The sequence below is a fragment of the Lacticaseibacillus porcinae genome (assembly GCF_003946305.1).
GTDB classification, from domain to species: domain Bacteria; phylum Bacillota; class Bacilli; order Lactobacillales; family Lactobacillaceae; genus Lacticaseibacillus; species Lacticaseibacillus porcinae.
The window spans coordinates 259790-285414 of the sequence record NZ_RHNS01000002.1 but is presented as its reverse complement, the minus strand read 5'-3'; the positions used below and the strand labels follow the sequence as shown (position 1 = coordinate 285414).

At 46.7% G+C, this 25625-nt stretch carries 32 protein-coding genes and 1 other RNA gene; 22 read left to right on the top strand and 11 right to left on the bottom strand.

The window, feature by feature from the left end:
- Window positions 1–81: 81 nt before the first annotated feature.
- Window positions 82–2400: a PBP1A family penicillin-binding protein gene (locus tag EKM92_RS03710; protein WP_125707999.1), complete on the bottom strand. Its 2319-nt coding sequence runs from the start codon at window positions 2398–2400 to the stop codon at window positions 82–84.
- The gene (gene recU / locus EKM92_RS03705; protein WP_125707997.1) at window positions 2393–3010 is read right to left on the bottom strand and encodes a Holliday junction resolvase RecU; all 618 of its coding nucleotides are present in this window, start codon (window positions 3008–3010) and stop codon (window positions 2393–2395) included. The genes EKM92_RS03710 and recU overlap by 8 nt, the downstream gene beginning before the upstream one ends.
- A 72-nt stretch (window positions 3011–3082) precedes the next feature.
- Here recU and EKM92_RS03700 point away from each other — a divergent pair, with 72 nt between their 5' ends.
- From EKM92_RS03700 to EKM92_RS03685, 4 genes are all read left to right on the top strand, one after another.
- A complete protein-coding gene (locus EKM92_RS03700) occupies window positions 3083–3637 on the top strand; it encodes an SLOG family protein (RefSeq protein WP_164509886.1) in 555 nt (184 codons plus the stop codon).
- Between the two features lie 90 nt (window positions 3638–3727).
- The gene (gene gpsB / locus EKM92_RS03695; RefSeq protein WP_056962188.1) at window positions 3728–4126 is read left to right on the top strand and encodes a cell division regulator GpsB; all 399 of its coding nucleotides are present in this window, start codon (window positions 3728–3730) and stop codon (window positions 4124–4126) included.
- 12 nt (window positions 4127–4138) lie between these two features.
- An RNA gene (gene rnpB, locus EKM92_RS03690) (RNase P RNA component class B) lies at window positions 4139–4497 on the top strand.
- A 122-nt stretch (window positions 4498–4619) separates the two neighbouring features.
- Window positions 4620–5753 carry a THUMP domain-containing class I SAM-dependent RNA methyltransferase gene (locus EKM92_RS03685; RefSeq protein WP_125707993.1) on the top strand — a complete coding sequence of 378 codons (1134 nt, stop codon included), beginning with the start codon at window positions 4620–4622 and terminating at the stop codon, window positions 5751–5753.
- A 65-nt stretch (window positions 5754–5818) separates the two neighbouring features.
- Here the strand turns inward: EKM92_RS03685 and EKM92_RS03680 are convergent, their stop codons facing one another.
- Window positions 5819–6256 (bottom strand): hypothetical protein, encoded by a 438-nt coding sequence (locus EKM92_RS03680; protein WP_125707991.1) that lies wholly within the window; start codon window positions 6254–6256, stop codon window positions 5819–5821.
- A 273-nt stretch (window positions 6257–6529) separates the two neighbouring features.
- On the opposite strand from EKM92_RS03680, the gene EKM92_RS03675 reads away from it, so the two are divergent.
- Window positions 6530–6895, top strand: coding sequence for a hypothetical protein (locus tag EKM92_RS03675; RefSeq protein WP_125707989.1), 366 nt, complete (start codon window positions 6530–6532; stop codon window positions 6893–6895).
- Window positions 6896–7203: 308 nt separating this feature from the next.
- On the opposite strand, the gene EKM92_RS03670 is transcribed toward EKM92_RS03675, so the two are convergent.
- From EKM92_RS03670 to EKM92_RS03655, 4 genes are all read right to left on the bottom strand, one after another.
- Window positions 7204–8493, bottom strand: a complete 1290-nt coding sequence (locus tag EKM92_RS03670; RefSeq protein ID WP_125707987.1) for an LPXTG cell wall anchor domain-containing protein — start codon at window positions 8491–8493, stop codon at window positions 7204–7206.
- 391 nt (window positions 8494–8884) lie between these two features.
- Window positions 8885–10627, bottom strand: a complete 1743-nt coding sequence (locus tag EKM92_RS03665; RefSeq protein WP_125707985.1) for a helix-turn-helix transcriptional regulator — start codon at window positions 10625–10627, stop codon at window positions 8885–8887.
- Between the two features lie 138 nt (window positions 10628–10765).
- Window positions 10766–11317, bottom strand: coding sequence for a hypothetical protein (locus EKM92_RS03660; RefSeq protein WP_125707983.1), 552 nt, complete (start codon window positions 11315–11317; stop codon window positions 10766–10768).
- A 5-nt stretch (window positions 11318–11322) separates the two neighbouring features.
- Entirely contained in the window at window positions 11323–11523 is a 201-nt protein-coding gene (locus EKM92_RS03655) for a hypothetical protein (protein ID WP_125707981.1), read from the bottom strand.
- A gap of 259 nt (window positions 11524–11782) precedes the next feature.
- On the opposite strand from EKM92_RS03655, the gene EKM92_RS13565 reads away from it, so the two are divergent.
- On the top strand, window positions 11783–11956 hold the full coding sequence (locus EKM92_RS13565; protein WP_164509884.1) for a hypothetical protein: 174 nt from the start codon (window positions 11783–11785) through the stop codon (window positions 11954–11956).
- Between the two features lie 332 nt (window positions 11957–12288).
- Here the strand turns inward: EKM92_RS13565 and EKM92_RS13560 are convergent, their stop codons facing one another.
- Entirely contained in the window at window positions 12289–12435 is a 147-nt protein-coding gene (locus tag EKM92_RS13560; protein ID WP_164509883.1) for a hypothetical protein, read from the bottom strand.
- 193 nt (window positions 12436–12628) lie between these two features.
- Between EKM92_RS13560 and EKM92_RS03650 the strand changes: the two genes are divergently transcribed.
- A complete protein-coding gene (locus tag EKM92_RS03650; RefSeq protein ID WP_125707979.1) occupies window positions 12629–12973 on the top strand; it encodes a hypothetical protein in 345 nt (114 codons plus the stop codon).
- A gap of 313 nt (window positions 12974–13286) precedes the next feature.
- On the opposite strand, the gene EKM92_RS03645 is transcribed toward EKM92_RS03650, so the two are convergent.
- A complete protein-coding gene (locus EKM92_RS03645; protein ID WP_125707977.1) occupies window positions 13287–13724 on the bottom strand; it encodes a hypothetical protein in 438 nt (145 codons plus the stop codon).
- A gap of 199 nt (window positions 13725–13923) precedes the next feature.
- Here EKM92_RS03645 and EKM92_RS03640 point away from each other — a divergent pair, with 199 nt between their 5' ends.
- The gene (locus tag EKM92_RS03640) at window positions 13924–14418 is read left to right on the top strand and encodes a hypothetical protein (protein ID WP_125707974.1); all 495 of its coding nucleotides are present in this window, start codon (window positions 13924–13926) and stop codon (window positions 14416–14418) included.
- A gap of 80 nt (window positions 14419–14498) precedes the next feature.
- Here the strand turns inward: EKM92_RS03640 and EKM92_RS03635 are convergent, their stop codons facing one another.
- Complete coding sequence (locus EKM92_RS03635) at window positions 14499–15017, bottom strand: hypothetical protein (protein WP_125707972.1); 519 nt, start codon at window positions 15015–15017, stop codon at window positions 14499–14501.
- 260 nt (window positions 15018–15277) lie between these two features.
- Between EKM92_RS03635 and lepB the strand changes: the two genes are divergently transcribed.
- From lepB to EKM92_RS03590, 9 genes are all read left to right on the top strand, one after another.
- Window positions 15278–15850, top strand: coding sequence for a signal peptidase I (gene lepB / locus EKM92_RS03630; protein WP_225420709.1), 573 nt, complete (start codon window positions 15278–15280; stop codon window positions 15848–15850).
- Between the two features lie 30 nt (window positions 15851–15880).
- Window positions 15881–16078: a hypothetical protein gene (locus EKM92_RS03625; protein WP_125707970.1), complete on the top strand. Its 198-nt coding sequence runs from the start codon at window positions 15881–15883 to the stop codon at window positions 16076–16078.
- An 18-nt stretch (window positions 16079–16096) separates the two neighbouring features.
- On the top strand, window positions 16097–16408 hold the full coding sequence (locus tag EKM92_RS03620) for a role in replication (RefSeq protein ID WP_125707968.1): 312 nt from the start codon (window positions 16097–16099) through the stop codon (window positions 16406–16408).
- 18 nt (window positions 16409–16426) lie between these two features.
- Complete coding sequence (locus tag EKM92_RS03615) at window positions 16427–16798, top strand: hypothetical protein (RefSeq protein ID WP_125707966.1); 372 nt, start codon at window positions 16427–16429, stop codon at window positions 16796–16798.
- Window positions 16799–17123: 325 nt separating this feature from the next.
- Window positions 17124–18245: a sensor histidine kinase gene (locus tag EKM92_RS03610; protein ID WP_164509882.1), complete on the top strand. Its 1122-nt coding sequence runs from the start codon at window positions 17124–17126 to the stop codon at window positions 18243–18245.
- Window positions 18242–18982, top strand: coding sequence for a LytR/AlgR family response regulator transcription factor (locus EKM92_RS03605; protein WP_125707962.1), 741 nt, complete (start codon window positions 18242–18244; stop codon window positions 18980–18982). Before EKM92_RS03610 ends, EKM92_RS03605 begins: the two co-directional genes overlap by 4 nt.
- Before the next feature lie 85 nt (window positions 18983–19067).
- Window positions 19068–19265, top strand: coding sequence for a helix-turn-helix transcriptional regulator (locus tag EKM92_RS03600; protein ID WP_125707960.1), 198 nt, complete (start codon window positions 19068–19070; stop codon window positions 19263–19265).
- Complete coding sequence (locus EKM92_RS03595; RefSeq protein WP_164509881.1) at window positions 19258–19788, top strand: DUF3278 domain-containing protein; 531 nt, start codon at window positions 19258–19260, stop codon at window positions 19786–19788. The genes EKM92_RS03600 and EKM92_RS03595 overlap by 8 nt, the downstream gene beginning before the upstream one ends.
- Window positions 19789–19803: 15 nt before the next feature.
- Window positions 19804–20184: a hypothetical protein gene (locus EKM92_RS03590; RefSeq protein ID WP_125707956.1), complete on the top strand. Its 381-nt coding sequence runs from the start codon at window positions 19804–19806 to the stop codon at window positions 20182–20184.
- 38 nt (window positions 20185–20222) lie between these two features.
- On the opposite strand, the gene EKM92_RS03585 is transcribed toward EKM92_RS03590, so the two are convergent.
- On the bottom strand, window positions 20223–20864 hold the full coding sequence (locus EKM92_RS03585; RefSeq protein ID WP_164509880.1) for a helix-turn-helix domain-containing protein: 642 nt from the start codon (window positions 20862–20864) through the stop codon (window positions 20223–20225).
- Window positions 20865–20984: 120 nt separating this feature from the next.
- Here EKM92_RS03585 and EKM92_RS03580 point away from each other — a divergent pair, with 120 nt between their 5' ends.
- The 5 genes from EKM92_RS03580 (at window position 20985) to EKM92_RS03560 (ending at window position 25624) form a co-directional block, all read left to right on the top strand.
- On the top strand, window positions 20985–22238 hold the full coding sequence (locus tag EKM92_RS03580; protein WP_125707951.1) for a PTS sugar transporter subunit IIC: 1254 nt from the start codon (window positions 20985–20987) through the stop codon (window positions 22236–22238).
- Window positions 22239–22252: 14 nt separating this feature from the next.
- Complete coding sequence (locus EKM92_RS03575) at window positions 22253–23422, top strand: GNAT family N-acetyltransferase (protein WP_125707949.1); 1170 nt, start codon at window positions 22253–22255, stop codon at window positions 23420–23422.
- A gap of 18 nt (window positions 23423–23440) precedes the next feature.
- Window positions 23441–24367: a DUF7916 family protein gene (locus EKM92_RS03570; RefSeq protein ID WP_125707946.1), complete on the top strand. Its 927-nt coding sequence runs from the start codon at window positions 23441–23443 to the stop codon at window positions 24365–24367.
- A 63-nt stretch (window positions 24368–24430) separates the two neighbouring features.
- Complete coding sequence (locus EKM92_RS03565; RefSeq protein ID WP_125707944.1) at window positions 24431–25348, top strand: NAD(P)-dependent oxidoreductase; 918 nt, start codon at window positions 24431–24433, stop codon at window positions 25346–25348.
- Window positions 25349–25396: 48 nt separating this feature from the next.
- Window positions 25397–25624: a hypothetical protein gene (locus EKM92_RS03560; protein ID WP_125707942.1), complete on the top strand. Its 228-nt coding sequence runs from the start codon at window positions 25397–25399 to the stop codon at window positions 25622–25624.
- Window position 25625 lies beyond the last annotated feature (1 nt).

Here is a 25625-nt window from a genome sequence, read left to right as displayed (position 1 = left end):
AGCGCCTTGAGACGCTGCCGGTAACGGGGGCTTATAGCCCCAGAGCAAGCCACCCGTTTAACGGGTGGTTTTTGACTGTTGCTAATTTGATGCTGAACTGCTATTTGTTGCTGGTGTCGAACTTGACGACGCAACCGGCTGTGAAGAACTCTCACTTGAGCTGCTTGACGGGGCTGTGTCAGTTGCGGCACTAGAGCTTTCAACAATACTTGAAATCGAACTGGAGCTTGATTCAATCGAGCTGGAAGTTGATTCAGAAGAGCTGGTTGAGCTGCTCGTTGAACTAGACTTCGAGGAGCTAGCAACGGCAGATTGACTGCTTGGGCCATGCCCAGACAAGTACAATTCACGCGTGGTGCCGCTGGTATTGCCAGTGATCGCAGTGCCAGGATTGGAACCGGAAAGAATGTGGTAAACGTTGACGTTGCTTGGTCGCGTCCAGTCGGAGTTGGCCAGGTTTGCGTGTTCCACTTCGTATTCCATCAAGTACTTGTAGATCTTTTGAGCGATTTCTTGTTCGGTGTAATCCATCCCAGCATACGTTGGTTTGTCATAACCCGTCCAAACGGAGATCACGCGTTTCTTGGTGTAGCCAGTGAACCAAGAATCTTTGGAAATACCAGTGCCGTTCAACTCAGGGTTAGCTTTCAGTTCATCGTCGGTGTAATCGGTGGTACCAGTTTTACCGGCTTCATAAAGCCCTGAGATCTTCGCAGCCGAGCCAGTCCCATCACTAGAGGTCAACACACCTTTCAGCATATCAGTGATCATGTAGGCGGTGCTAGACTTCATGGCGCGAGTGCCAGTGGCATCAAAGTTGGTGGTGGTGCCATCAGCGGCGACAACTTTGCGAACGTAGTAAGGCTTGTAATAAGTCCCACCATTGGCAAATGCCCCATAAGCCCCAGCTTCTTCTTCAGTATTGACCGTCGCGCCGATCCCACTGGATAAGGCTTGCTTTTCAGCACTGGACAAGTTGATGCCTAAGCCTTTCAAGAAGGTCGTGGCACGCGACATGCCGACTGTTGCCAAGGTACGCACCGCAGGAACGTTACGGGAACCTACTAAAGCTTTGCGCATGGAGATCGTGCCTTGATACTTCTTATCCCAGTCGTACAGTTGAATGTCGGTGCCAGGGTAAGTGTATGCCGAATCATCAAGTAATTGATAAGTGGAGTAGTTCAAATATTCGATTGCCGGGCCATAATCCATCAATGGTTTCATCGTTGACCCGTTGGAACGTGTGTTGCGAGTGGCGCGGTTAAAGCCGAGTTGGACGTCACCAGTTTTACGACCACCGATTTGAGCGATCACTTTACCGGAGTTTGGATCCGTCATAGTGACCGCAGTTTGCATTTTGTCACTAGGGAAGTTGATGTATTGGTCAGAGTTGACGATGTCATATAACTTCTTTTGGGTATCGAGATCGATATTGGTGTAAATGCGTAAGTTAGCAGTGTATGGGTTGGTGTTCATTTTCTTTTTGACTTCTGAGATCACTGAGGTCAAATAAGAATCGATCACTTTATCATTCGTCGAGCTAGCGGTGGTACTCTTTTGGGCGACTAAGCCGTCGGTGATCGGTGTGGCTTTGGCTTTGGACGCTTCGGCACTGGTGATCTTGTTGTCTCGCAACATCGCGTCGATCACATCATCGCGGCGCGTCTTAGCAGCGTCTGGGTGCGTGTAAGGATCATAGCTTGCAGGGGACTGTGGCATGCCGGCTAACAACGCGGTTTGTGCTAAAGTCAGATCTTTCAAGTCTTTGGAGAAGTAATACTTAGAAGCCGTGGACATCCCGTATTGGTTATTATCCATCCAAACTTTGTTAATGTAATATTCCAAAATTTGGGCTTTAGAATATTTCTGAGCGACTTGCATCGCCAGCCATGCTTCTTGGGCTTTACGCCGCAAAGTTTGATCGCTGGCTTTAGTGGAGAACACCGACAACTTGATCAACTCTTGCGTCAATGTTGACCCACCTTCAAGGCCGTTAGAGCGACCAGTGACGTTGTTAATGAACGCCCCGACGATCCGGATCGGGTCGACCCCGAACTTTTCTTTATAAAAGCGGCGGTCTTCGATGGAAACCACAGCATCTTTTAAGGTTTGCGGGATCTGGCTCGAATTGACGTATAAGCGGTTCTCCACGCCTAAAGTGGTCAACTCTTTGCCTTGGTCATCGTAAATGATCGAGCTGCCGGCAGAAGTCAACACTTCTTGATTGACTTTCGGCGCATCTTTAGCATACCAGGCAAACAATGCCAGGCCGGCAACTAATACCGCGACGAACGCGATCGCTAACCATTTTAAAATGCGGACAAACAAATTACCTTTAGGCTTTTTCGGCGCAGCTTGTTTGCGGCGATTGGCCATGCGAGAAGGTGCTGGTTTACTCATCGATAATTCCTACCTTTTTTGTTTGGATCAACCAATCGACACCTGTCAGATATGGGATCGGTGGTTGTAATTTCGGGTGCAGTTCAAACCCGTTGACTTCAATTTCTGATAGCGGGATCGATTTGCGCCCGCCGTTGTCAGCAGCTTGCCAATAAGTGATCAAGTTGCTGGCAGGGTAAACGAACAAGCGATGCAAGGTGACAAAGCGCATCACCACAAAACATACCCCAGCTTGTCCGAGACATTCAGCAAAATGCCGGATTTGATGCGGGTGAAAATTTTTCAGCGGGAAGGACGCTTTATTTTTCGTTTCCTTGGCTTCAAAATCTAAGTATAGCCCTTTGTACACCCCATTGTAGTCAGTGGTGGAAGGGGTTTTAAAATACGCTTCTTTGATCACGGCTTGCGCGCGCGACGGGTAATCGACTTTGACGATTTGGATCGGGGTGGGTTTCTTATACACCACCGCCATGCGCAATTGCCGATAATAATCATTCGTGGCATTGAGCTCTTGTTCCAAGGTCATCCCGCGCCCGCCGTAGTTCACCGCTTGCGATGCAGTTTGCGCGCCGCCTTGGTATGGCTTACCATTAGGGTAATGAATTGGCATGTGATCACACTCCTAGTTGATATTATACCAGCTTTTTGTGAAAGTCCTAACGCCTACCACTAAAGGAGTGAAATTATGGGCGATCGTCTGTGGATCAGTGGCTATCGATCTTGGGAATTAAGCGTTCATGGCGACGCAGACCCGAAATTGACAGTGATTAAATATCTTTTAAAAAATGAACTTGTGACTGCTTGCGAAGACGGCCTTGAGTGGGTGATCACCGGTGGCGAGCTCGGCGTTGAGCAATGGAGCTTAGAAGTCGCGATCGAACTGCGCAAAGATTACTCACAATTGAAAACGGCGTTGATGACGCCGTTCACGGATTTTGGGAGTCATTGGAATGAAACCAACCTTGGTAAACTGAAAACTTTGCAAAGCCAAGTGACCTTCACCCGGGCCACTAGTGACTTGCCTTACCAACAACCGGCGCAATTATCAGGATATAATCGCTTCATGGCCCAACACACTGATGGCGCGTTATTTCTATATGATACCGATTATCCAGGTAAAGCAGAATATTTATACAATGTGGCGATCGCCGAAAGCAAGCGCCGTGATTATCCGGTGAAGGCATTAAGTATGGATGACTTGGAAGAGGCTGCACGAGAATTAAGTGACAATTCGTGATCACAGAATTTTTTCAGATTGCCCGTGCAAAGCGCGCAACCCTGTGGTATGATAAATACATCCTGTGCTGTGATGATGAGGTGTTCGATTATGGATAACAAAAGCGACGCAACTTTCTCCGTCAAATACGGACCCAAGGATATCTTGGACAAGAGCTTCAAGAACAAAGTCCGCGGGTACGATCCTGATGAAGTTGATGAATTTCTGGATGGGATCATTCGTGACTACGAAAGCTTTACTGCCGAGATCGATCGCTTAAATGAAGAAAACAACCGGCTATTCAGCCGGGTTGATGAGTTGACCAAACAACTCAACGTGTCTAAAAATGTTGCAACGGCTACGCCACAAGCACCAAGTGGCAATGTCACGAACTACGACATTTTGAAGCGTCTCAGCAATTTGGAACGCCACGTCTTTGGCTCTAAGCTTTCAGACGGCGGCAACAGTACCCAAAGTCACAACAACGGCGGCGGTATTGATCAATATTGATAACAACTTGTAAACCTTGAGTAATCGCGCCTAGCATCTGTTAGGTGAGGAAAGTCCATGCCCGCACTGGCTGCGATGCCAGTAGTGTTCGTGCCAGGCCCAATAAGCCTGGGTATCCAGTAATGGATAACGGCGACTCAATTGCTAAAACTTCGGTCATGCAGGCGAGTCTGAAAAGTGCCACAGAGACGATGTCATCGGGAAACCGGTGGATTGGAACGGGTAAACCCCGCGAGCGAGTAACCCAAACTTTGGTAGGGGCGTCTGAGTAGAGGAAATGAACCAACGCTCAGACAGCGAAAGCTGAGATAGATGATTACTGAAGGTAGCTGCTGCCTGGTAGCTACTGGAACAAAACATGGCTTATAGAGGTTTACAAGAGGCACGACCTGGGGCAACCTGGGTCGTTTTTTTATGATAATTTAGGTATACTGAAACTGTTTGATTCAACCGTGCGCTGAATTGGCGCCACGCTCACAAAGGAGTTATATTTATGCAATATCAATTAGTCGCGCATATGGCAGCGGGCCTGGAAGCCTTAGTCGCTCGCGAATTACAAAATCTCGGATACAAGACCCGCAATGAAAACGGAAAAGTCTTTTTTGAAGGTGACGAAACCGCCATCGCAAAAGCCAACGTGTGGTTGCGCACCGCGGATCGAGTGAAGATCGTTTTAGGGCAATTCAAAGTCACGACTTTCGATGAATTATTCGAAGGGGTCAAAGCCTTACCTTGGGATCACTATTTGCCGATGGACGCCGCATTTCCTGTGGCAGGCCGCTCGGTACGTTCGATCTTACATTCAGAACCTGACGTGCAAGCCATCACCAAAAAGGCGATCGTCAACAAATTATCTGAAGTGTACCATCGCCGCGGCCGCTTGCCAGAAACTGGTGCCACATATCCTTTGGAAGTGTCGATTCTTAAAGACGTTGCCACATTGACTATCGACACCACCGGTTCAAGTTTATTCAAACGTGGTTATCGGGTTGCCAAAGGTGATGCGCCACTGAAGGAAAACTTCGCCGCAGCCTTAGTGATGTTGACCAACTGGCATCCTGATATGCCGTTTGTTGATCCCACCACTGGTTCTGGGACCTTACCAATTGAAGCGGCATTGATCGGACACAACATTGCGCCTGGGATGTTGCGGCATTTTGCCTTTGAAGATTTCCGGTTCATGGATCCCAAAGTCTTACAAGCAGTGAAAGACGAAGCGATGGATAAAGCCGATTGGGATATCAAACTCGACATTCAAGGTTATGATATCAACCAAGAGATGATCACTATTGCCCAAGAAAACGCCAAGCAAGCGGGCTTGTTGAATGATATTACTTTCAAACAACTTGCTGCCAAAGACTTTAAAACAGACAAACCTCGTGGCGTCATCGTCGCAAACCCACCTTACGGGAAGCGGTTAGGGGAGCTTGACGCGGCCCGCAAACTTTATCGCGAAATGGGTCAAACTTATGCGGCATTACCTGGTTGGAGCAAATATATTTTGACGGCTGACCTTGGGTTTGAAAAAGTATACGGCTCTAAAGCGACAAAGCGTCGGAAGTTATATAACGGGGCTTTACGGACAGATTATTACCAATACTGGGCACAGAGAGCGCCACGAAAGTAAGTAAACGCGACCTCATCGCATCGGAAATTCGATGTGATGAGGCCGCGTTTTTACGTGTCGGGAGGTTAATGATGTTGGCTAACGTGCGTGGCTTTGAAGCTGGCGAACAATTCTAAAAGGACGACCGCTAACAGTGAAAAGCTCGCTGCACTGAGGAGAATCCCTTTGATCGCGGAGTCAAAAAAGTAAAACATTAAGACAACTGAGAAAATTTCGAGATAGACGCTGAACACGCGTAATAATTTCGCCCCAATGTCTGCAAACAGCGATGTTTTAGCTTGAATGATCGGTACCAGTGATTGCAAACCAAAGCCAGCGACATGTATGGCCAGCAAAAACAATGCAGCAGGCACCATGATCCCACCAGCATAAGACGCCGTCATGACTTCAGAGCCAGTGAACATACTGAGTTGCATCGGTATGGTGTCTCCGAGCTGTGAATGGAATAGTAATAATATTGCCAATTCGATGACCAGACAAATTGCAAAATACCGTCGCTTCATGTCGTTGCCTCCTTGTAGAAAACGTTTTATCGATAACCTCGGTATATCACTCAAATTGTATTAGTGCAATAACAATGTGTTCAGACACCAAAAATCGGTTTGATCGCGCTTTGATCAACAAGCAATTGCGGTTAAGCCTAAGCAAAAGCAGGCGACCACGACATAAATAAATGTGGCAGTATTATGAATCTGTTAGTTGTATTCCGCCGAAAATTAGCGTAAATTCAGATTAGAAACAAGGGAAATTATTCTTTCCCCAAGTGGAGGATGGACATGAAAATTGCAAAGCTGATCTCAGGTATCATTGCGTTACTGGCTGGATTTTCACCTTTGCTTCTCTCTTTAATTGGCGTCATAGCAGTTTTGGGCATGAACGAGGGTAGCGTGTTCACGGAGTTAATTGGGTTTCTCACCGCAGTGGGCATGTTTGCCAGCGGTATCTTCCAAATCATTGCGCACAAAAGTTATCACCCCAAATTCGAATTGCGGGCGATTGGGCTGATGGTTGTACTTTTTGTCTTAGCGTTGATTTATCACAAAGCTTGGACTGATTTATGGGCGCAAGTTGGTGTACCATTGCTGTTTGCCGCAATCCTCTTTGGAATAGAATTCAACGCTAACAGAACTAAGCTGGCCTAGGTATGAGTCTGTTCGTGATGATTTCAAGTTGACTTGATCTCACTTCGCTCCGCCAGACCAAACTAAACGAAAACAAATGCCTCCCAAAAGTAGAATTTCTACTTTTGGGAGGCATTTTGGCACGTGATTAAAAAAAGCCTGGCAGTTATGCCAAGCTTTCATTTTGAAGTTCACAACCGGATCACGACGACTGAGGCTCGTGGTGGGGGCCTGTCGTTATGCGATCTGCTCGCTAGAAGGGGTCCAACGAACATTGAACCGGGTCTACTACCAGACCTAAGGCGTGTTTCTTCTATTAAGTTAAGTGGTTAGGCGCGACGACGCTTGAAGCCGAAAAATGCACCCATTGCAGCGATTAAACCAACGCCAGCGGCAGATAATGCGACATTTACGTCATCGCCAGTGGTAGGCATTGCAGCAGTAGACTTAGTAGCAGTCTTATCAGCGGCTTCAGCAACTGCGGCAGTCGTCGAAGTTCCAGCCTTAGCAGCTAAGTTAGAAGCAGTAGCTTTGGCCTCAGCACCTTTAGTTGCGCCGGACTTAGCGTCTTTGGACTTGGTAGTGGCATCTTTGTCCGTGCTAGTGGTTGAGGTCTTGTTATCACCGGTTTGGGCGTTAGTGTCAGTCGTGTCGCCAGTAATTGAAGTGGAGCCAGCATCAGTGCCGTCGTTTTTGACGAAGACGCCAGTTGAAGTGTTAGGATCGGCAGGTGAGGACTTGATCGAGCCATCTGCGTTTAATTCAACGGGTTCGCCAGTTGCGTCAGAAGTGATGGTCTTGCTGATGACATTGCCTTGAGGATCGGTGATTGTGTAAGTCGTAACTCCGTTGTTGAGATCATCGATCATGGTGTTAGTGTTGCCGTCTGCGTCTTTACTGATAGCAGTGGTGATGCCACCTTCGTTGTTGACGTAAACACCAGTTGCCGTGTTAGGGTCAGCAGGTGCACCAGGTTGGTAATCATCGGTTGCTTGTGATGACGTATCGGATTCGTCAGTCGCTTGATTCGTGTTGCTCTCAGTGGCCTTAGCAGCATCGTTTGACTGAGCAGGCGCAGTAGTGCTGGTTGAAGTAGTTTCGGTTGGCGTTGTAGTCGTGGTATTGGTTGTGGATGATGGTGTCGTGGACTCTACAGTTTGCGAGCCGTCAGCATTCGTCGTGTATGATGCATTAGGATCAGTCATAGTCTGAGCACCATTGATGGTGTTGTTTTCCTGATCGTACTTAATCGCATTGGCATTTGCTTGGTCAATTAATTCATTTGCACCGGTTACCCAGTCATATGATGGCACATAATCGCCATCCGTTGTGGTTTTACCTTGTTGAGCGGCAGTTGAACCAGCTTCGGTGTCGTTCCATTCGTCAGACTTGGTAATGTCGTCAACACCGTCGGCTTTATCGGTGGCTTTTTGGTTATCATCGCCCCATTTAATGGCTGCCTGGTCAGTGGCGTCCCAGTTGACTGTGCCGTCGTCATTGTAGATGATAGGTGGTTCACTAGCAGCACTGACACTTTGACTACCTAAGATGGCAGGTGCGAATAATGCAGCGCCAGCGGCGACAGTAAATGCGGTTTTCTTTAAAGTAGATTTTTTCATCAATTTTCCCCCTAAAGTATGTTTAACTCCAAAGTGACTCGCCCCAAACGAGGCCACAAAAAATCGGCCGATGTGAGAAACAATCTTTGCTTGGTGATTTCCAAGTGTTCCAGATACGCAAATTCATATCTGAGGTAAGACTTTTCTTGTGATCGGCCGATCAATTTTTGAAAATGAGGTTAGTTAACTATCTTGTAGTGTAACGCTTGCACGGATGAACGGCAAGCAAAAAATCATGTTCACTTTCAATATTAGGCCCAAAGAGCACCGCGTCAGCGCTGATATCTTGCCAGTTGCGTTCTAATCGCGTAAAAGATAACCGCCTTGTGTTTGGACCAAAAGGTAGACCCGCATACCCTTAAAATCGAAGTGTATGCGGGTCTATGTTTGTTTAGTGTTCCAGTTTATCGTAATCGCGATCAATGGCAAATTGCATCCAACGATCTGGCATAAACGGAAGATTTGGAAAGTGAATCACGGTTTTAAAGGCTTCCAAAAACTGATGTGCGCGCTGAGTGGTTTGATCGTCTGGGCGTTCGAAGACATTAGCGAGAAGTTTCACATGGTAACAGTGCCGTTGAATTCGCCAGTCCGCATCAAAGCGTGAATGGTAGGTGAAAAAGTTAGCAACGTTGCGCAGCAGGTCACCTTTTTGAAAGTATAGTGGACCGCATGCTAAGGTCATCATCCGTTGATACAACACAGACTCCGCCGGCGTTAACACCTGACATTTTGATAAAATCGCCTGAGTCATCGCAGAAATATGTTTACTGTCGACCCCAGGTAAGATCCTCACCAACAACAAGGCGTCCAAGTGACTCAGTGCAGGCAGCGAGTTCACATAGTTGATGATTGCGTCTTGCCTTTGAGTTGAAAGCTCCGGCGCATCTTCGCTTCCTTCGTACAAAGTCGGTGCGAAGCGTGCGATCGAGGTTTCGACGGCGTACAGTTGCATGTCAAGTAGCCCAGATGGCATATCGCTATGGTTTGCTTTGAACCGATCGCGCAGGGTGAGGAAGTCTGCTTTTGTGTGATGGGTAATATCTTCACCCATATCCGCAAATTGGCGTTGCAAATGTTCAAATGAGGAGATCCTGTCGAGGCCCACCACTGCACGACTCAATGGTAGCATCAGCGTATCAAGCAAGGTTAATAGTTTGGTGAAGCTCAAATCGATTTTACCCGCTTCAAAGCGACTTTGCGTTGAGACGTTCCAATCAGTGGCGACTTGCTCAAGCGTGAGTCCGCGTTGTTTGCGAAGTAGTCGCAGCACTGGGCCTGTCATCATCGATTGATCAGTGTGGATCTCAAGTTTAGGTTGATAGTGATCTTTCAATGCGTCGTTATGCCAAGCGGGAACAGGGTGGCTGACTGCATTCGAAACCCGCTTGAGGTAATCAACCAAGGAATCAGCATGTAAAGCTTCCAGTGCGTCGAGTTGCGAATCGAGAGTAGCTGAGGTTCCTAAAATCGTGCCTGCTGTGAGGAGTGGTTTGGTTGACAAGTTTCGGGTAGCACGCCGGTTTTTTTCAAGTAACGCAACTAAATCTGCATGGATCGTTTTTTGCAGCGGCTCGTGTTGAAGTAACGTCAACGCACTAGTCGCGACGGTGAGTTGTTCCCAATTCGGATGTGCAACTGCAAAACTGCCGATCCGTCGCCAAATCAGTTGACAGAAATTAACGCTTGCATATGGCAATACTGCAATCAAGATCGTGGCTTCAACTTGACTCCAAAGCAATGGGTAAGCCAGCAGATCTGCTAATTGTTGTTCAAGTGCAGGCGTTGGCTTCGCTGGTTGAATTAAAAATGGCAACGACGCTTCGATCAAATCAGTCAGCGAATTATGCGGATGTTGCGCAAGATAAGCCTCAGCATCGTCATGCAACTGTTTGAAATCACCGCGAATGAAGGCTGGGTAAGGATCAGGGAAGGTCTCCCCGCGTAAAAAATCTAACTCAGTGGCGTCTAAGCCGATGTTTGTCATTAATGCAAAGGCATATGGCGCTTTGATATCGACGATCCCGCGTTCAAATCGACTGATGGTCGCAGCAGCAAGGCCTTGACCTGCCTGGCGTAGTGAAATCTGGCGAGCGGATCGAAAATTTTGAAAAAGTGTCCCTAAGTCTGTCATTGATCATCCGCCTCCTGTCCTTATTTTAACGAATGATGAAGTTGCTGACTAGATGATTTACGCTGGTAGGGGAACAAATTCTTGACCTCAAAAAAAGCCAGTCAAACCGCGAAGTTTCGCAGCTTGACTGGCTTTTGGTTACCAATCGAACTTGATCCCGTCTCCAGGCTTTGGAAAGGTGGTTTCAGTAAAGCCTTGAATATCTTCAAGGCTTGTCCAAAACAACCAAGGCCGAATGCCTGAAGCGTTATAGGCGACTGGATCGTCTAAATATTGCGGCAGCTCTGCCATGAACTGTTCCGGAACACCGGAACAAGGCTCTTTCAAATAGAGATACTCGTTCCAGTATTCGGGATAGTCGTATGGTGGCAAGGCTTTTAGGTGATCATTGACCACTAAAAACAGCGTGCACCCTAACAGATCTTGAATGATCTCCCAGTAACACGGCTTCGTCCATTCGCCAAACAACTCGCGTAGCTTCCAGCGACAAACTTCCCAAACGCCTAAGAATGGTGGTTCATCCGCCAAGGCGTACTTGCAAGGATCGGAAAGCTTTTGTTGATCGGCTTGCGGGGTGTAATGCGCCCAAAGCATTTTCCTCTCGACTTCTTGGATCAACGCCAGCGGGCCATACGCGATGGTTTCGTCGGTTTTGTCGTCGAGCAGTTCGAAGTGTGGTTGCACCGTCATGGCCACTACCTCCGTTGACTTTTGGTGTCTTCGTCGGTAATTGACTTGAGGTGTTCGCGGATCTTGAGATCAGTTGCTTCTTGCATTAAAAATGCCTCAAGCACATCAGGCTCTGGTGCAACGACTGAACTGATGTCTGGATCGATCGGCACTAGCTTTGCGCCTTTGACTAGTTCTTTTGGTAACTTGGTTGACTTGTGTGACATGACAACATCCTCCTTAATTTGACGGCAGGTATCACTACCTGCGGGCGACATTTGTTACCCAATGTGTTGCTGCGTCGCCGCGTGACTACTTTTCAGCAGTTGCGGTCAATTAAGGTGGAAGACAAGTATACGACATGCAAACGCGTTTGACCAGCGGAAACCGTCAAAACAGGGATTCAGTTGACCACATGATAGAAAAGGCTTACATTAAAGCTAATGATCTAGGGGTAGTCTGGTCACTTGGAGAAGTGGGGGAAGCATGACAAAAAATACGTTGATCACGATCATCGGTGGGATCTTTGTGATGATCGGGATGATTTGTTTGTATTTATCGGGAACTACCATGCTTGTGTTGGGTGTCTCCTTTAACGTCATCGGTTGGTGTATTATTTTGACGAATTATTGGTTGAGAGCTAGCAAGCGCCGCGACTAAATTGCAATGGAATGGGGTGTCGCTTTCGAAGAACACCGCCCTGCATACCAGAAGATATGCAGGTTAGTTTGGGTTAGCTGTTGTACGGGGTTTCCCATAATGGTTCTAAGATCATGAGCACTTCTTATGATTTGCAGTTTACGATGTTTTCACAATGATCTTGGAAACTCGGGAATTTATTCCCGAGTAGTTCATCAACCGAAAGTTTAAGTCATCATTGGTGATCATGACGTGATGAGTGACTCCAATTAGGTGACAAGATTTGTCATTAGATCCATGGAGCACAAAAAGAGCCTGGCAAGTAAGCCAAGCTCGCAAATTGTGCGTAGAGGTTAAAAGTCGTAGGTTGTTGTCGCAAAAGTGGTGGTGTAGGTAGAATGTTGCCAAGTCTTAAAGTCAGTCGTGTCTTGAACCGAGCCGTAGTATGCATCAATTTTTGCTGATCCATTGGCGTACTTCGTAACAAGGTAAATGTTCATGCCTTTAGCGCCACCATAGCAAGGTAGTCCGTAAGAGCCGTCGCTTTGAACGCCTGAAGTAAAGTTGAACGGGGCAGTGATGTCTGGTGTGATGCCAAGAGTTGGTTCGAATCCGATTGGCGTTTGTTGGTTAAATTTGAAGAGAGTCTGGACGACATAGTTACTGTCACTAAGCGTTAGAGGAACGACCTTGGTGGCAGCAGCTCGTGAACTTGCCGCTACAGCACTGGATGCAGCGGCGCTGGAAGAAGCTGCTGCGCTGGAAGATGCGGCTGCTTGTGATTCAGCGTCAGCTTTAGCCTTTGAGCTTACCGCCGCAGATGAAGCTTTGGCTTTGGATTCAGCTTTAGCCTTAGATTCCGAAGCCGCTTTGGCTTTAGAAGATGATTTAGCCTTTGAGACGGATGCGGATTTGTCTTTTGAACCAGTTGAGTCCTTCGAAGAAGATGAAGAATTGTTGCCACAAGCTACAAGTAGCAATGCGGATGTTGCGATGATGGTAAGAGTCGTTAGCTTTTTCAAAATGAACTCCTCCTAGAACAAGTGTGTGCTTCCCCCTAGATTTGATTCGAATTTTGCGCGCAAAAAACCGGCTGGTCATCAGAAATCATCAACTATCGAAAGGATAGCGTTCCAGATACGCAAACTGCGATTCTGGCGAAGACTTTTTCTGTTGACCGGCCGGTCGAATTTTTTTGAAAAATTTATCGATATCTGGAATTAAGTATACCCTTGAAATAGGCACGCATCAATGATTGTTTGCGTTCATCGGTGGAATTTTCGTGACGGTCAGCATGATTTGTTTGTATTTATTAGAAACCGCGATGTTTGTGTTTGGTGTTGTTCAATCCTTAGTTGTGTTGCCCGCTATGCATCGCCTTAAACGCTAGTCCCAATTCAAGCAAAACGACTGCCAAGCAGGCATAGCTGAGCATCATCAGCAAAATGCCTTTCAGCGCAAACTTGAATAGATAAAACATCAAGATGATGGAGAAGCCTTCCAGATAAACACTGAAAACATGCAACAACTTGGCGTCTAACTCAGAGAAGGTCGCTTCTCGCTGTTGAAACACTTGCGAAAGGGCTTGTAAACCAAATGCAGCAACGTGAATGCCCATTAGCAACAACATCGCTGGCAGCAAGATCCCATCTGAATAATTTGCCGACATCACGATCGATCCGGTGAAGACATTCAATTCAACCGGCAAAGCATGGCCGAGATGGTCTTGGAAAAGCAATAAAATGATCAATTCCAAGATCAGCACAATGGCAAAATACATGCGCCTCAATTGACAACCCTCCAATGAGAACGGAATAATTAATTCTTAATTTCGCATGTTATCAGCAGTTAGTCAAGCGAATTTCCATGCCTTAGCGTTCAGGATACTCCCCAGTGGGTTCGACATCGCTTATTCACGTTGCCTTTTAATGGCAGCTCCATTAAAATCAATTAAAAGGCTTACATTTTAGTGTCGTGAGGGAGACATCATGGAAAACCGCACCCAACGAATCTTAAATTCTGTGTACTGGATCTTTGCCTGTCTGACCGTGATCGGTAGCGGCTATTTACTGCGGTCGCTACAAACAGCACAAACGATGCGCGCAGTCCAAAATGCTTTGCAAGCACAAGACGATTCCTTGCTGATGCAGCTGCAACAAGCCAATTTCACCAATGAATTGTGGATCATGACCATGATGGCGACTTTGTTTGCAGCCTTTGAAGTCAATGCACCATTGATGCAAGAGCTTCAGCGCAATGGCTGGGCGCTTGCGCTCAAAGCACGTAAACCATGGGCATATACACAAATCGTGTTATTCGGTTTGTTCATGATTTCGAGTTTCACGCAGCCAATTTCAAGCATCCGCTGGATCGGCGTCGCGTTAATCATTGCGATAGGATTAGTCACTTGGCGCCATTGGCAGAACATTCAGCAATATCGTGAGTATTACAGTGATCCAGCAAATTATTTGATCGAACGTTAACGATGCATTTTAAAAGCGACGACTTGAGACAATGTTTCTTGCCTAGAGTCGTCGTTTTGTTTGCAGCTCATGTATTATATCTATACCATGCGCCCAACTTGCATCGCATCCACGATCGCTCGAACTGCTTTGGCATTGGGATAAAAGTGTGGATGTTCTGCACGAGTCAGTAACCAATTTGCTTCGGGGTAATCTGCCGATTTGTTTGCGGCAATGGCGACTTGTTGAATTTGTCCCACAGTAAAACCATACTGATCGACCAAGTGCCACATTTGAGCAAGTAGGTGTTGCATCCGTCGACGAGTCCAGACTGTTCGCACGATGGCGATCAAACAAATGAAGCCTGAGACGCCTATGATCCAAGCAGTTTGATGACTCAAGCTCAACATTGGTGCTAGAAAAATCAAAATTGCCAGATCTGAATTCCCTGTATCCGCAAATTTTCCAGGTAAGATCAAGCCTATCAATATGGCAGAGAGCCCAATCATCATATATGCGATGCCACCAATTTGCTCCGCATAAACATATAGCATCCAGCCGCAACCAACGATGAAAGTACCAAACATCAGAGACGATATCGAGAATCGTAGTTTTTCCATAATGTGTGCCTCCGAGTAATTTTCTTTCAGCGTTGCACTTAATTGCAAACGCTTTATTCTCCTTCTGGTATATCATACGGTATTGGCTTCGCCAAGCAATATTTGTTGAACCCTCCTGAAGCAACAACTGGATTCATTTCAAGACCAATAAACGTCAATTGGGGACATTTCGACCCACACGCATCATTTCGATGGCACACTGATCATGGAGAAGTCAGAAGTGAGACTGAATAGGAGAGGTGCATGATGAAAAAACATGCTTGTGGATCGGACTCTTTCTAATCGCCGTCATCGCTTTTGCCGGCAGTCGCTTGTTGATGACCCAAGTGCTGGCAAAAGACCAGATTCAAGGCGACTCGATGCGTCCGACACTGCAAGATAAAGACGGGGTCATCTCTGTGCGTCACAAACACATTTCACGCAACGATATCGTTGTGATCGATGCCCCGGATCGTCCGAATAAACTGTATGTGAAACGCGTGATCGGCTTGCCAGGGGACAGCGTCAAAGTGGTAAACGAGCAACTGTATATCAATGGTCAAAAACAAGCACAACCGTACCTGAAAACTAGTTTCATGCGCAACGAAATCAAAGAATGGGGCGAAATAACGGGGAAAGATACGACTGGTATGCAGTTTACTCGTGATTTTAATATTGCGACAGACAAAGCGACCCGCAGCCAAACCGTACCAGCTGGTGAGTATTTTGTGATGGGAGACAATCGCTTTGTCTCCCATGACGGTCGCGCCTTTGGTTTTGTGACTGCAGCGCAAGTAGAATCTGTAGTAGTTTGGCGGTACTGGCCGCTCGATCAGATGCGGACGTTTCCGTAGAGTTGCTAGAAAGAGAGGAGAGGATTTGCTTTGTCTCATGATCGCAAAAAATTGATTTGGCAGTTTGCATTATGGCTATTACTCAGTGCGTTTATGGTGATTTTGATCATCATTGAATTCGCCACTGAAGACGATGATTGGAATACGATGATTTCACGGCTGATTCCATTAATGATTGGTGGAAATTTAGCTTTTCGGGCTTGGAGAAAGTTGAAACAAGTTCACTAACAATTTGGAGGGATAACTATGAAAACACATTACGATGGCAAAGTTGCCGAAGTATGGGTAATTGGAAAAACGACGCCGAAACCTGATTGGGTCGAGGAAGCTTTTGCTAAGCATTATATCGTTTGGATGGATAATCATGTGAGAGTGTTAATGAGTGCCTTGAACCCGTCTGTAAGTACCAATTTAAAATCTGGCGCGATCGGTACAATTGGTGGTGGCTTTGCTGGCTATAACATGTATGTGCTCGGCTATCCTGGGGATGTCTTAGATGTGACAAATCATCGCATCGTTTCGGCAAAGCAGTTTGCCAAGCAGTATATGTTCGATTAACGCAGTAGGGGGTGCAAGATGAAAAAAATGTACATCTCATTATACGGGCTTACTGGTTCAGCAATCTGTGTCCTTGCAATTACCGATTTCTTCATCGGAGATTGGAATCTTGCTCGGCGTCTGGCAATGCTCGCTGGGTTGTTGATTTTTGGCATCATGTATATCGGCGGTGCCGTTGCAATCGCACAAGGGAAAAATACGCGTCACGCATCTGCACCGAACCCACAGCCGCTTCCGTCAAAGCTCATCCTTGGGAGCTCGCTTTTAGGCATCGTGATGATCGGTTGGGTGCTCTCCACGCGCGGGATCACCTTACACGGAATCGCTATCGCCTTAACCATCTTGCCATTACTGATCAGTAATTATCTTGATTCACTTCGTTCGCATTGAAAGTGCCTGTTATCAAAAATTTCACCCTCGTGTGCGCATTCAATTCGCCTAAATAAATTTATATTGCGATCTAAAATAAATGCGGTAGAGTGAATGTAAAGGGATTCAAGCACGTGGGGGCGGGATCATGGTGGTTGTCAGTCCGGGAATGGGGATTTTTCAAGAAACGCTGTACTATTTGATAATATCTGCGCTCGTCGGCTATCTCGGGCATATCCATTCACGCTCGTATTACATCGGGATTGCTTTAGTTATGCCGGTAATGGTAGTGATTTCCATCCTCGACATGCTAGTTTTTATCATATCTTTCAGCGTTTTTTTTGCCTTGCTCCGTTTTCGACACTGGCGGGCAAATGTTGGGCAACGCAACTGGGAATTATTTGTGTTTGTGCTGGTATTGTTGATCAATATTGTGGTATCAAGTGTATGGTCTGAGATTGAATTATTCATTTTCAAACCGGAATTCAATACCGCGTACACGGCTAGCATGGACGGCGAATGGTTGTTTAGTCTGATCGGATACGGGATCGTCATTCTGGCCACACTCGGTATAAGTAAGTGGCTTTCAAAGATCCGTTTTACTCAGCGTGAATTGAACATCATTTTCCCACAAATGGTGTATGTCGTGATCATGATGCTGTTTGTCATTGAGTTTTTACGCCTCCGCCGGTCGCAAGGCGTCTATGAATTCCTGGTCGTTGCTTTCTTATTGACGCAAGCCGCGTACTCGACAACTCGAGCGATTGCAACGTTACGCAAAGACAAGCAAGAAGCCGAAATCACTTCAGTCAAACAACAGCTTGAAAGCATGAGTATCTACACCAAGCAATTGGAACAAAGCTACGATCAAATGCGCCAGTTTCGCCATGATTTCAAGAACTTGCTCTTAGCCATTGACGCTGGCAAGCCCGAAGATGACAAGCAAGCGCAATATTTAGCTGCTTTACATGACTATTCCGACCAAGCTTTAGCGCAAAACGTCTTGCGTTTCAGTGATTTGACCCGGGTGCAAGTGCCAACACTCAAAACCTTGATCGTGACGAAATTAACCTTGGCTCAGCAACAAGGTATTCATATTCACTTTGAGTGTTTAAATTCGATCACGCAACTTGCTAGCGATGAAATCACTGTGATTCGAATCGTCGGCATTTTGTTAGACAATGCGATCGAAGCCAGTGCTGATAGTATCCACAAACAGATGAAAGTGCTCCTGATCGACAGCGATCACGATCAAGAACTGATCATCGAGAATTCATATGCTGGGCAGTTGCCACCAGTTGCCCAAATGCGCAAGCAAGGTTTCTCCACCAAAGGGGAGAATCGTGGCTTTGGTTTGGCCAACGTTGAAACCTTACTCGATCAACACGCGGAACTCGCCTTGACCAACTATATAGCGGCTGAACTTTATGGGGCGTCGCTGGTATTAACCAAGGAGGTATTGGCATGACCTTGCCTATTTTTATTTGTGATGACGATGAACGCATCCTCAATCAATATCAACGCATCATTCAAAATACGATCATGATCAATGCCTACGATATGGAAGTGTTAGTGGCGACCACTGATGTGCAAGATATTCGCGACTATTTACATCAGCATCCTCAACTCACCGACGCGTTGTTTTGTTTAGACATCGATTTGCACAGCGAACTCACTGGCATAGATGTCGCGGTGGAGATTCGCCATCGAGATCTGGATGCGCAAATTGTATTCATCACATCGCACCAAGAACTCGCTTATGAAACCTTGAAGCGTCGGGTCGCTGCGTTGGATTTTATTCGAAAAGGCGATGATGACAAGGCCCAGATTCAATCACTTTTAGCTGAACTTGACGCCAATATCAGGCGTGACGGCCACAGCGAGCATCACTATTTCGAATTTCAAGTGGGTTCGCGTGAGGTACGGGTGGATTTCGATGCGATTTACTATATCGAAACGGCCGCGCGTCCTCACAAAGTGGTGTTATATGGCGAAGCGTTCATGTACGAATTTTATGCCAAACTCTCCGATATTGCTGACACATATCCTGATCTAATGCGAGTGAAAAAATCATATTTGATCAATCCTAAGCAGATCCTCAGCATCGACTTCAAACAGCGGGTGATCCAATTTCCCGAAGAATTATCCTGTACCTTTCCGTTAACGATGTCGCGGCAGTTGCGACAATTGAATTTGACGCACTGAAAATTAAAATGTCACATATGATTGACATTTCTCCACAATCGCTGTATCTTAAAGATGTCAAATATAAGTGACAGGAGGGGCAGTGGTGAATCACGTTCGTGAGTATCGCAAAGCACAGAAACTCTCGCAATTGGCCTTAGCTGACGCGATCGGCGTTGCGCGGCAAACTATCAACTTGATCGAAAACGATAAATACAACCCATCGCTAGATCTTTGTTTGAAGTTGGCATGGGTGTTGCATACGGATTTGAACACGTTGTTTTGGAGGGATGAAGATGAGTAAAGGGGATAAGTTTTTAAAGTGGTTCTTCAGCGGGCGAGGAATCGTCGACGAACGGTTCAAGCAAGAACTTGGGAAAGTCGCAACGAAGACATTAATGGTATTTTTCGGTGTCCAGTTGATCTTTTTGCTCGGCTTTGGCATGTACATGTTTTTGGCGCCGATCAAAGACTTTGAAACCGTGGCTGCAATCTTATGGATTTGTGAAATGCTAGGTACCAGTGCAATTTTCTTGGGTATGGAGTTTGTGCTGATTCATCGCAAAGTATTTGTTCAAGAGTTACCAGAAGCCAAGGCAAAAAAGGCGATTCGTCATCTGAAGTTTGAATGGGCCTTGCGAGCTTTGTTTTTCGGAATCGGGTATTGGTTACTTACGTCTTGGCTTGAAATGGGTAAAGCTGGGTATATTGCCCAGCTATTTAAACCAGAATCAATTCGCCGCGGCGTGCTCGGATTTGTACTTTGGGGTGCGATGATGTACGGGATCCAACGTTGGCAGTTGCGGAAGGCAAAGGAAGACGATTAACTAGGGGGTAGTGACATGCGACATCGCTGGGTGATTCAACTGTGTGGGGGATTAATGGTCGCCGTGACTGTGGTGATTTTTTTCAGCTTGGATATAGATTCTATTGTAGGTTGGAGCCTGTATATGATCTGCATGATCGCAACCTTATTAGTCGGTCAACGCCTGCAGCGCGACAACAAACGCGAATTGACGATCATGTGGACGCTTGCTGATGAAATAGGCTATACCGCAGCTGATTTGAAACGTTTATCAGGGAAATATGGCGAAGTCGATTGGGCGTTGACGCGACCAGAGCACATGGACTTCTTCCCAGGCATTAAGGTGATCAAAACCGTCACTCGCAAAATGCAAATTGAACAAGGTGAACGTGCACTCGAAACTAGTCATCAACAATAACCAGAGCAAAACCCACCAGCCGACACAGCTGATGGGTTTTAATGTTGCATTTGATATTGTTTTGGCGATATTTGTGTTGCTTTTCGGAAGCTTGAACAAAAATATGACGGATTCGCATAGCCCAATGTGTCTGCAATTTCTGCCACTGTTGCATGACCATCGCGTAGCATGCGCTTGGCGGCCTCGATTTTTTGCCCAGCGATGTAAGTTGAAAGGGTGGTCCCAACTTCTTGTTTGAACAACTGTCCGAGGTGGCGCTCTGAGATCCCGGTGTATTCTGAAATCATCTTCACCGTGAGTTTGGCTTCGATATGTTGATCGACAAAGCGCAACGCTTGCGTCACATGCAGCGAATACCTTCCGGCACGTATGGCGATCACTTGCCGCCGCAAGCCCCATGCCAAGTCATGTGCCACCTGAGGAAGGGTGCATTCGGTAGTGTTTTCAATGATCGGCAAATATTGGCAACAATAGTCATGAGCGACTTCTGTCTGCAGTCCCAACACTGTTGCTTCGCGTGCTAACAAAGCCAGTCCCATCAACAAACTATCTTGTTGCGCGCGTAGTGAATCAGTCGTCACCCCGATCGGATTGCCAAGCGGTAGGCTATCGACTTCTCCAGTTAAAAAGGCATTGATCCCCGCTTGTTCATCGATCCAAGACAATAATGGCTTTTCCATATTCGTTCCTCCAAATAATTGACCACCAAATTCTAACATAAATTTCGTGATAACGTTATCACTATTTTTGAAAGCGCTATATACTCAACTTGTTCTTACAAATTGAGAGGAGGAGTCAACATGAACAACTTCATGACCTGGCTTCAAGAAAAAGTGATGCCGCCGATGGCAAAAGTCGGCAACAACAAGTATCTCGTATCTATCCGTAATGGGTTGGTGCTGACCTTACCGGCGATCATCAGTGGGTCTGTGTTTTTGATCTTAGGGAACATTCCGATCACGCCTTGGTTGAACTTTATCAAACCATATGAAGACATGATCAATGTCGCCGTCAATGGGTCATTTGGGATCATTTCCTTGCTAGCAGTGATCGGGATCGGCTATGAATTGGCGAAAGCCTTAGAAGTCGATGCAATTTCTGGGGCAGGGCTGGCGACGATGGCGTTTGTCATCACCAGCTTCAGCAACAAGCATACTTTAAACGTCGACAATTTTTCATCCAGTGGTTTATTTACAGCTATTATTACAGCGTTTATCGCAGTGTCGATTTTTTCATTCTTCATCAAACGCAACATTGTCATCAAACTGCCTGATGGGGTGCCAACGGCAGTGTCGAATTCTTTCGTTGCGTTACTTCCAGGGTTTGTGATTTTAATTTTATTCTGGGTCGTTCGCGAACCGTTGAATATTGATATTAATCAAGTGATTCAAAATATTTTCCATCCATTATTGTTTGCGATGAATTCTCTGCCTGGCATTCTCGTGTATACGCTGTTAGTATCAGTATTATGGGTATGTGGGGTGCACGGCGATATGACCCTTGAAGGCATCGCCGATCCGATCTTCTTGCAATTTTTAGCTGCCAACGGGACGGCACTGGCGAACCATCAACCATTACCTTATGTTACTGCCAGTGGGTTCTCGAGTTTATTCGTCAATGTCGGCGGCACTGGTGCCACCATTACTTTAGTGGCCTTGATGTTGTTCTCTAAATCTAAGACTTACCGCGACCTTGGTCGTTTGGCATTTCCATCTGCGTTGTTTGAAATCAATGAACCGGTGATCTTTGGCTTCCCAATTGTCATGAACCCATTGACCATGATCCCATTTATCGTGATCCCATTGGTTTTGGCAACGATGTCTTATATTTTGATCACCATTGGTTGGATCTCTGCACCTTCTGCAATGGTGCCTTGGACGATGCCTCCGATCATCGGACCTTTAATGGCAACTGGTTGGGACTGGCGGGCCGCCGTTTGGTCAGCCCTTGAACTGGTCATCGCCGGTGCTGGGTACTATCCATTCTTTAAAGTTGCTGAAAAGCAAATGTTAGCGCATGAAACTGAAACCGCTGACAAAGCCGAAGCTAAATAGAAAGTAGGGATATTGTGGCTGATCATCGCATCGGAGCCGCGGAACGCGACGCCTTTTATCAATTATATTTAACTTGTTTTAACGCAACCGATTCACCAGCTCGCCGACAATTTTTCAACTTTCGTTATGATCATGGTTGGATCTTCGGAAAAAAGGCCCATGGAAAACTGGTCAGTGGGTTGTACAGCTTGCCACTAGCCGTCAACTTCCACGGCGTCGACTACCCGATGAATGGTATCGGTGATGTGATGACCGCACCAGAAGCCGCAGGCAGCGGTGGCGCCGGCGAATTATTGCAGGCATCGCTTGTTGAAATGTTGCAAGCAGGGGTGACCCTTGCCTATCTGGCACCATTTTCTTATCGCTACTACCGGCAGTTTGGGTATGAACAAGTCTTCAATCATATGCATTACAGCATCTCAACAGATAAAATGCCGGCTTTGCATCCAAAAGTCAAAGTCGGATATGTTGAGCGATTGACCTGGGACGAGGCATTACCGAAGATCAAGCCCATCTACGCGCACCAGTCAATGAATCTTGCTGGCGGCATGATCCGCAAAGACTGGTGGTGGGAATATCTCACTTATAAGCGTCACTGGGATGTGGGTTTGTATCGTGATGCCCAAGATCTTCCAGCAGGCTATGTGTTGTATGAACGCGACGCAGACACATTGACCGTCAAAGAATTGATCGCACCAACGCCTGTTGCGTATCAAACTTTGATTGCGTTTATTGCGGCTAATCGCAATAGCTTCCATCATTTAGTCTTTGACGATCCTGATGCCCGTTATCGTGGGGATCTGTTGCCAGAGCCATATCCATTGACTGCCCAAGTCGTGCCTTACATGATGGCGCGGATCGTCAATCTCGATGACTTTTTGCTGCGGTATCCTTACCTTGTTGATGAATTGCCGACCTTCACATTTGCCGTTCAAGATGACAATTTGCCACAAAACACTGGGACTTGGCAATTGACCATTCATCAAGGCGCCGCGGCGCTTGCCAAAGTTAGCGATGACACCACTGATGCCATCAGCATTCAAGCCTTGACCAAAGCAGCATTTGGCGCCCAGTCAATGGCAGACCTTGCTCGCAGTGGTAAGGTCACGCTGCCAGCAGCGCAAATTGAAATTTTTGATACGATCTTCACCCACGTACTCCCACAATTCCAAGATTATTTCTAAGTTGAAAGGACTCATCCCATGAAACGATTGATCTCAGCTTCCAGTTCCGAAATGTTAGCGATGAATGCGCAACAATTGAAAACCAGCATTAAAGCTAGCGAAGGCCGCGTCATTGTCAGCGAAAACGTCGTCACTCAAAATGTGATGGATGATATCTCGACTTCTGAAGTCGCTGCTGCGTTTGGTGCGGATATGATTTTGCTCAACTTGTTTGACGTCTTCAATCCCCGCATCGTTGGACTTTATGACAATGAAAACGACCTTGATACCGCAAAAATTCACCGCGATGGCTCGATCATCAAACATTTGCAACGCCTGGTAGGGCGTCCTATCGGCGTAAACCTCGAACCTGTCGACGCCTTAGCCCCGATGACAGAGACGCGGTCAGTGGTGTCAGAAGGGCGGACGGCTTCCATGAAGTCGTTGCGTGAAGCGGAGAAACTCGGCTTTAACTTCATTTGCCTGACTGGTAACCCAGGATCAGGTGTCACCAACGAGCAAATCGCCGCGAATGTTCGCTTGGCCAAACAATTGTTCTCAGGTTTAGTGATCGCTGGCAAAATGCATGCCTCAGGTGTCGATGAAGCCGTGGCGTCTCATGAAGCCGTGGCCCAATTTCTTGAAGCCGGTGCTGACGTGATCTTAGTACCTGCGGTCGGGACTGTCCCTGGTTGGACCGATGCCGAAATGATCGATATCGTCAAACTTGCACATGCTCATCAAGCCCTTGTGATGTCAACCATTGGGACGAGTCAAGAAGGCTCTGGCGCGCATTACATCGAAAATATCGCCATTCGCAATAAAGTTTGTGGCGTCGATATTCAACATATCGGTGACGCGGCTTGGACCAATGAATCACCGCTAGAAAATATTTTTGCGTTGAGTCGCGCAGTCCGCGGGATCAGTCACACAATTGAACGGATGGCCCGTTCGATCAATCGCTGATATCTGTTGTACAATGAAGTCAGAGCAGGCGCTCTGGCTTTTTTGAATTTCTGGAGGCGACACATGAATATTTTAATGTTATTTGGTTTACGCGACGACACCGTCCAACAAGCGCAAAGTGAACATCCCACTTGGCATTTCATTGCAAAAGACGATTATCAACCAGAAATGGCGCCGACGATTGATGTGATCGTCGGTTGGAATGCCATTGGCGATGCGATCATCGCAGGCCCAAATCAGGTGAAATTTGTTCAAGCAATGTCTGCAGGCGTTGATTATTTGCCCCTTGCAGAATTTGCCAAGCAGCACATTCAACTCGCCAATGTTTCAGGCATTCACGCTGAAGCCATTGCTGAATACGTCACCGCTGGGGTGTTAAGCTTTGCTCGTGGGATGTTTCCAATTTCAACTCAATGGGATCATCACCCAGAAAACCAATGGGAACTTCAAGAGGCTAAAGCGGTGGTGTATGGCACGGGCCACATCGGTTCAGCGATTGCCAAGCATCTCCAACAATTTGGGGTGCAAGTCACCGGCGTTGATCGCCACGGCATTGCCAAACCACCATTTGATCACGTCACCACTGAGAAGTCAGCAGCAATCAAGGCGGACATTATCGTCAATGTGATGCCATTGACTGCAGCGACTCATCAATATTTTGATGCAAACTTCTTTGATCAATTACAAAATCGTCCCTTGTTCATCAATGTCGGTCGCGGGCCTAGTGTTGATGAAGCAGCGCTGTTGAAAGCGTTGGATCATCAACTTAAAGGGGCAGTGCTAGATGTTTTCACAAAAGAACCATTGCCTCAAGATTCCCCATTTTGGACGCAGCCGAAGGTGTGGATGACGCCGCATATCTCTGGTTTAGTCACCCATTTGCGGGTGAAAGTGGCGGCTATTTTCCTCCCGAATGTCGAATCCCTCGAACAAACTGGCACCCTTAATAGTCACCAAGTAAACTTGAGCGCCGGGTATTAATGGGGTAAACTATGGGTGTAATCGTTTCCAACGAAGAGGAGGAAGTCTATGTCGCAACGCACAACAGAAATCATCAGTTTGCTTGAAGATGCTTTGTTGACCAAACGCCCAGTCATTGTGAAAACCATGGACAAAACGACTTTACACGGCGTGATCGATGCGATCACCCCAGGCCAAGTGAAGCCTTACGCCGAACGCTCGACCATCACTGTCACCACCAAAAAAGGCCCCAAGCATGTCGCTGAATATGCGATCGTGCACATCAAATGGGCTTAAA

Coding starts and splice junctions, on each gene's coding strand:
- EKM92_RS03585 (WP_164509880.1), bottom strand. CDS start 20,864: ATGGAAAAGCCATTATTGTCTTGGATCGATGAACAAGCGGGGATCAAT.
- EKM92_RS03590 (WP_125707956.1), top strand. CDS start 19,804: ATGCGACATCGCTGGGTGATTCAACTGTGTGGGGGATTAATGGTCGCC.
- EKM92_RS03595 (WP_164509881.1), top strand. CDS start 19,258: ATGAGTAAAGGGGATAAGTTTTTAAAGTGGTTCTTCAGCGGGCGAGGA.
- EKM92_RS03640 (WP_125707974.1), top strand. CDS start 13,924: ATGGAAAACCGCACCCAACGAATCTTAAATTCTGTGTACTGGATCTTT.
- recU (WP_125707997.1), bottom strand. CDS start 3,010: ATGCCAATTCATTACCCTAATGGTAAGCCATACCAAGGCGGCGCGCAA.
- EKM92_RS03655 (WP_125707981.1), bottom strand. CDS start 11,523: ATGTCACACAAGTCAACCAAGTTACCAAAAGAACTAGTCAAAGGCGCA.
- EKM92_RS03605 (WP_125707962.1), top strand. CDS start 18,242: ATGACCTTGCCTATTTTTATTTGTGATGACGATGAACGCATCCTCAAT.
- EKM92_RS03680 (WP_125707991.1), bottom strand. CDS start 6,256: ATGAAGCGACGGTATTTTGCAATTTGTCTGGTCATCGAATTGGCAATA.
- EKM92_RS03670 (WP_125707987.1), bottom strand. CDS start 8,493: ATGAAAAAATCTACTTTAAAGAAAACCGCATTTACTGTCGCCGCTGGC.
- EKM92_RS03675 (WP_125707989.1), top strand. CDS start 6,530: ATGAAAATTGCAAAGCTGATCTCAGGTATCATTGCGTTACTGGCTGGA.
- EKM92_RS03710 (WP_125707999.1), bottom strand. CDS start 2,400: ATGAGTAAACCAGCACCTTCTCGCATGGCCAATCGCCGCAAACAAGCT.
- EKM92_RS03580 (WP_125707951.1), top strand. CDS start 20,985: ATGAACAACTTCATGACCTGGCTTCAAGAAAAAGTGATGCCGCCGATG.
- EKM92_RS03635 (WP_125707972.1), bottom strand. CDS start 15,017: ATGGAAAAACTACGATTCTCGATATCGTCTCTGATGTTTGGTACTTTC.
- EKM92_RS13560 (WP_164509883.1), bottom strand. CDS start 12,435: ATGAACATTTACCTTGTTACGAAGTACGCCAATGGATCAGCAAAAATT.
- EKM92_RS03660 (WP_125707983.1), bottom strand. CDS start 11,317: ATGACGGTGCAACCACACTTCGAACTGCTCGACGACAAAACCGACGAA.
- EKM92_RS03685 (WP_125707993.1), top strand. CDS start 4,620: ATGCAATATCAATTAGTCGCGCATATGGCAGCGGGCCTGGAAGCCTTA.
- gpsB (WP_056962188.1), top strand. CDS start 3,728: ATGGATAACAAAAGCGACGCAACTTTCTCCGTCAAATACGGACCCAAG.
- EKM92_RS03665 (WP_125707985.1), bottom strand. CDS start 10,627: ATGACAGACTTAGGGACACTTTTTCAAAATTTTCGATCCGCTCGCCAG.
- EKM92_RS03560 (WP_125707942.1), top strand. CDS start 25,397: ATGTCGCAACGCACAACAGAAATCATCAGTTTGCTTGAAGATGCTTTG.
- EKM92_RS03565 (WP_125707944.1), top strand. CDS start 24,431: ATGAATATTTTAATGTTATTTGGTTTACGCGACGACACCGTCCAACAA.
- EKM92_RS03570 (WP_125707946.1), top strand. CDS start 23,441: ATGAAACGATTGATCTCAGCTTCCAGTTCCGAAATGTTAGCGATGAAT.
- EKM92_RS13565 (WP_164509884.1), top strand. CDS start 11,783: ATGACAAAAAATACGTTGATCACGATCATCGGTGGGATCTTTGTGATG.
- EKM92_RS03620 (WP_125707968.1), top strand. CDS start 16,097: ATGAAAACACATTACGATGGCAAAGTTGCCGAAGTATGGGTAATTGGA.
- EKM92_RS03615 (WP_125707966.1), top strand. CDS start 16,427: ATGAAAAAAATGTACATCTCATTATACGGGCTTACTGGTTCAGCAATC.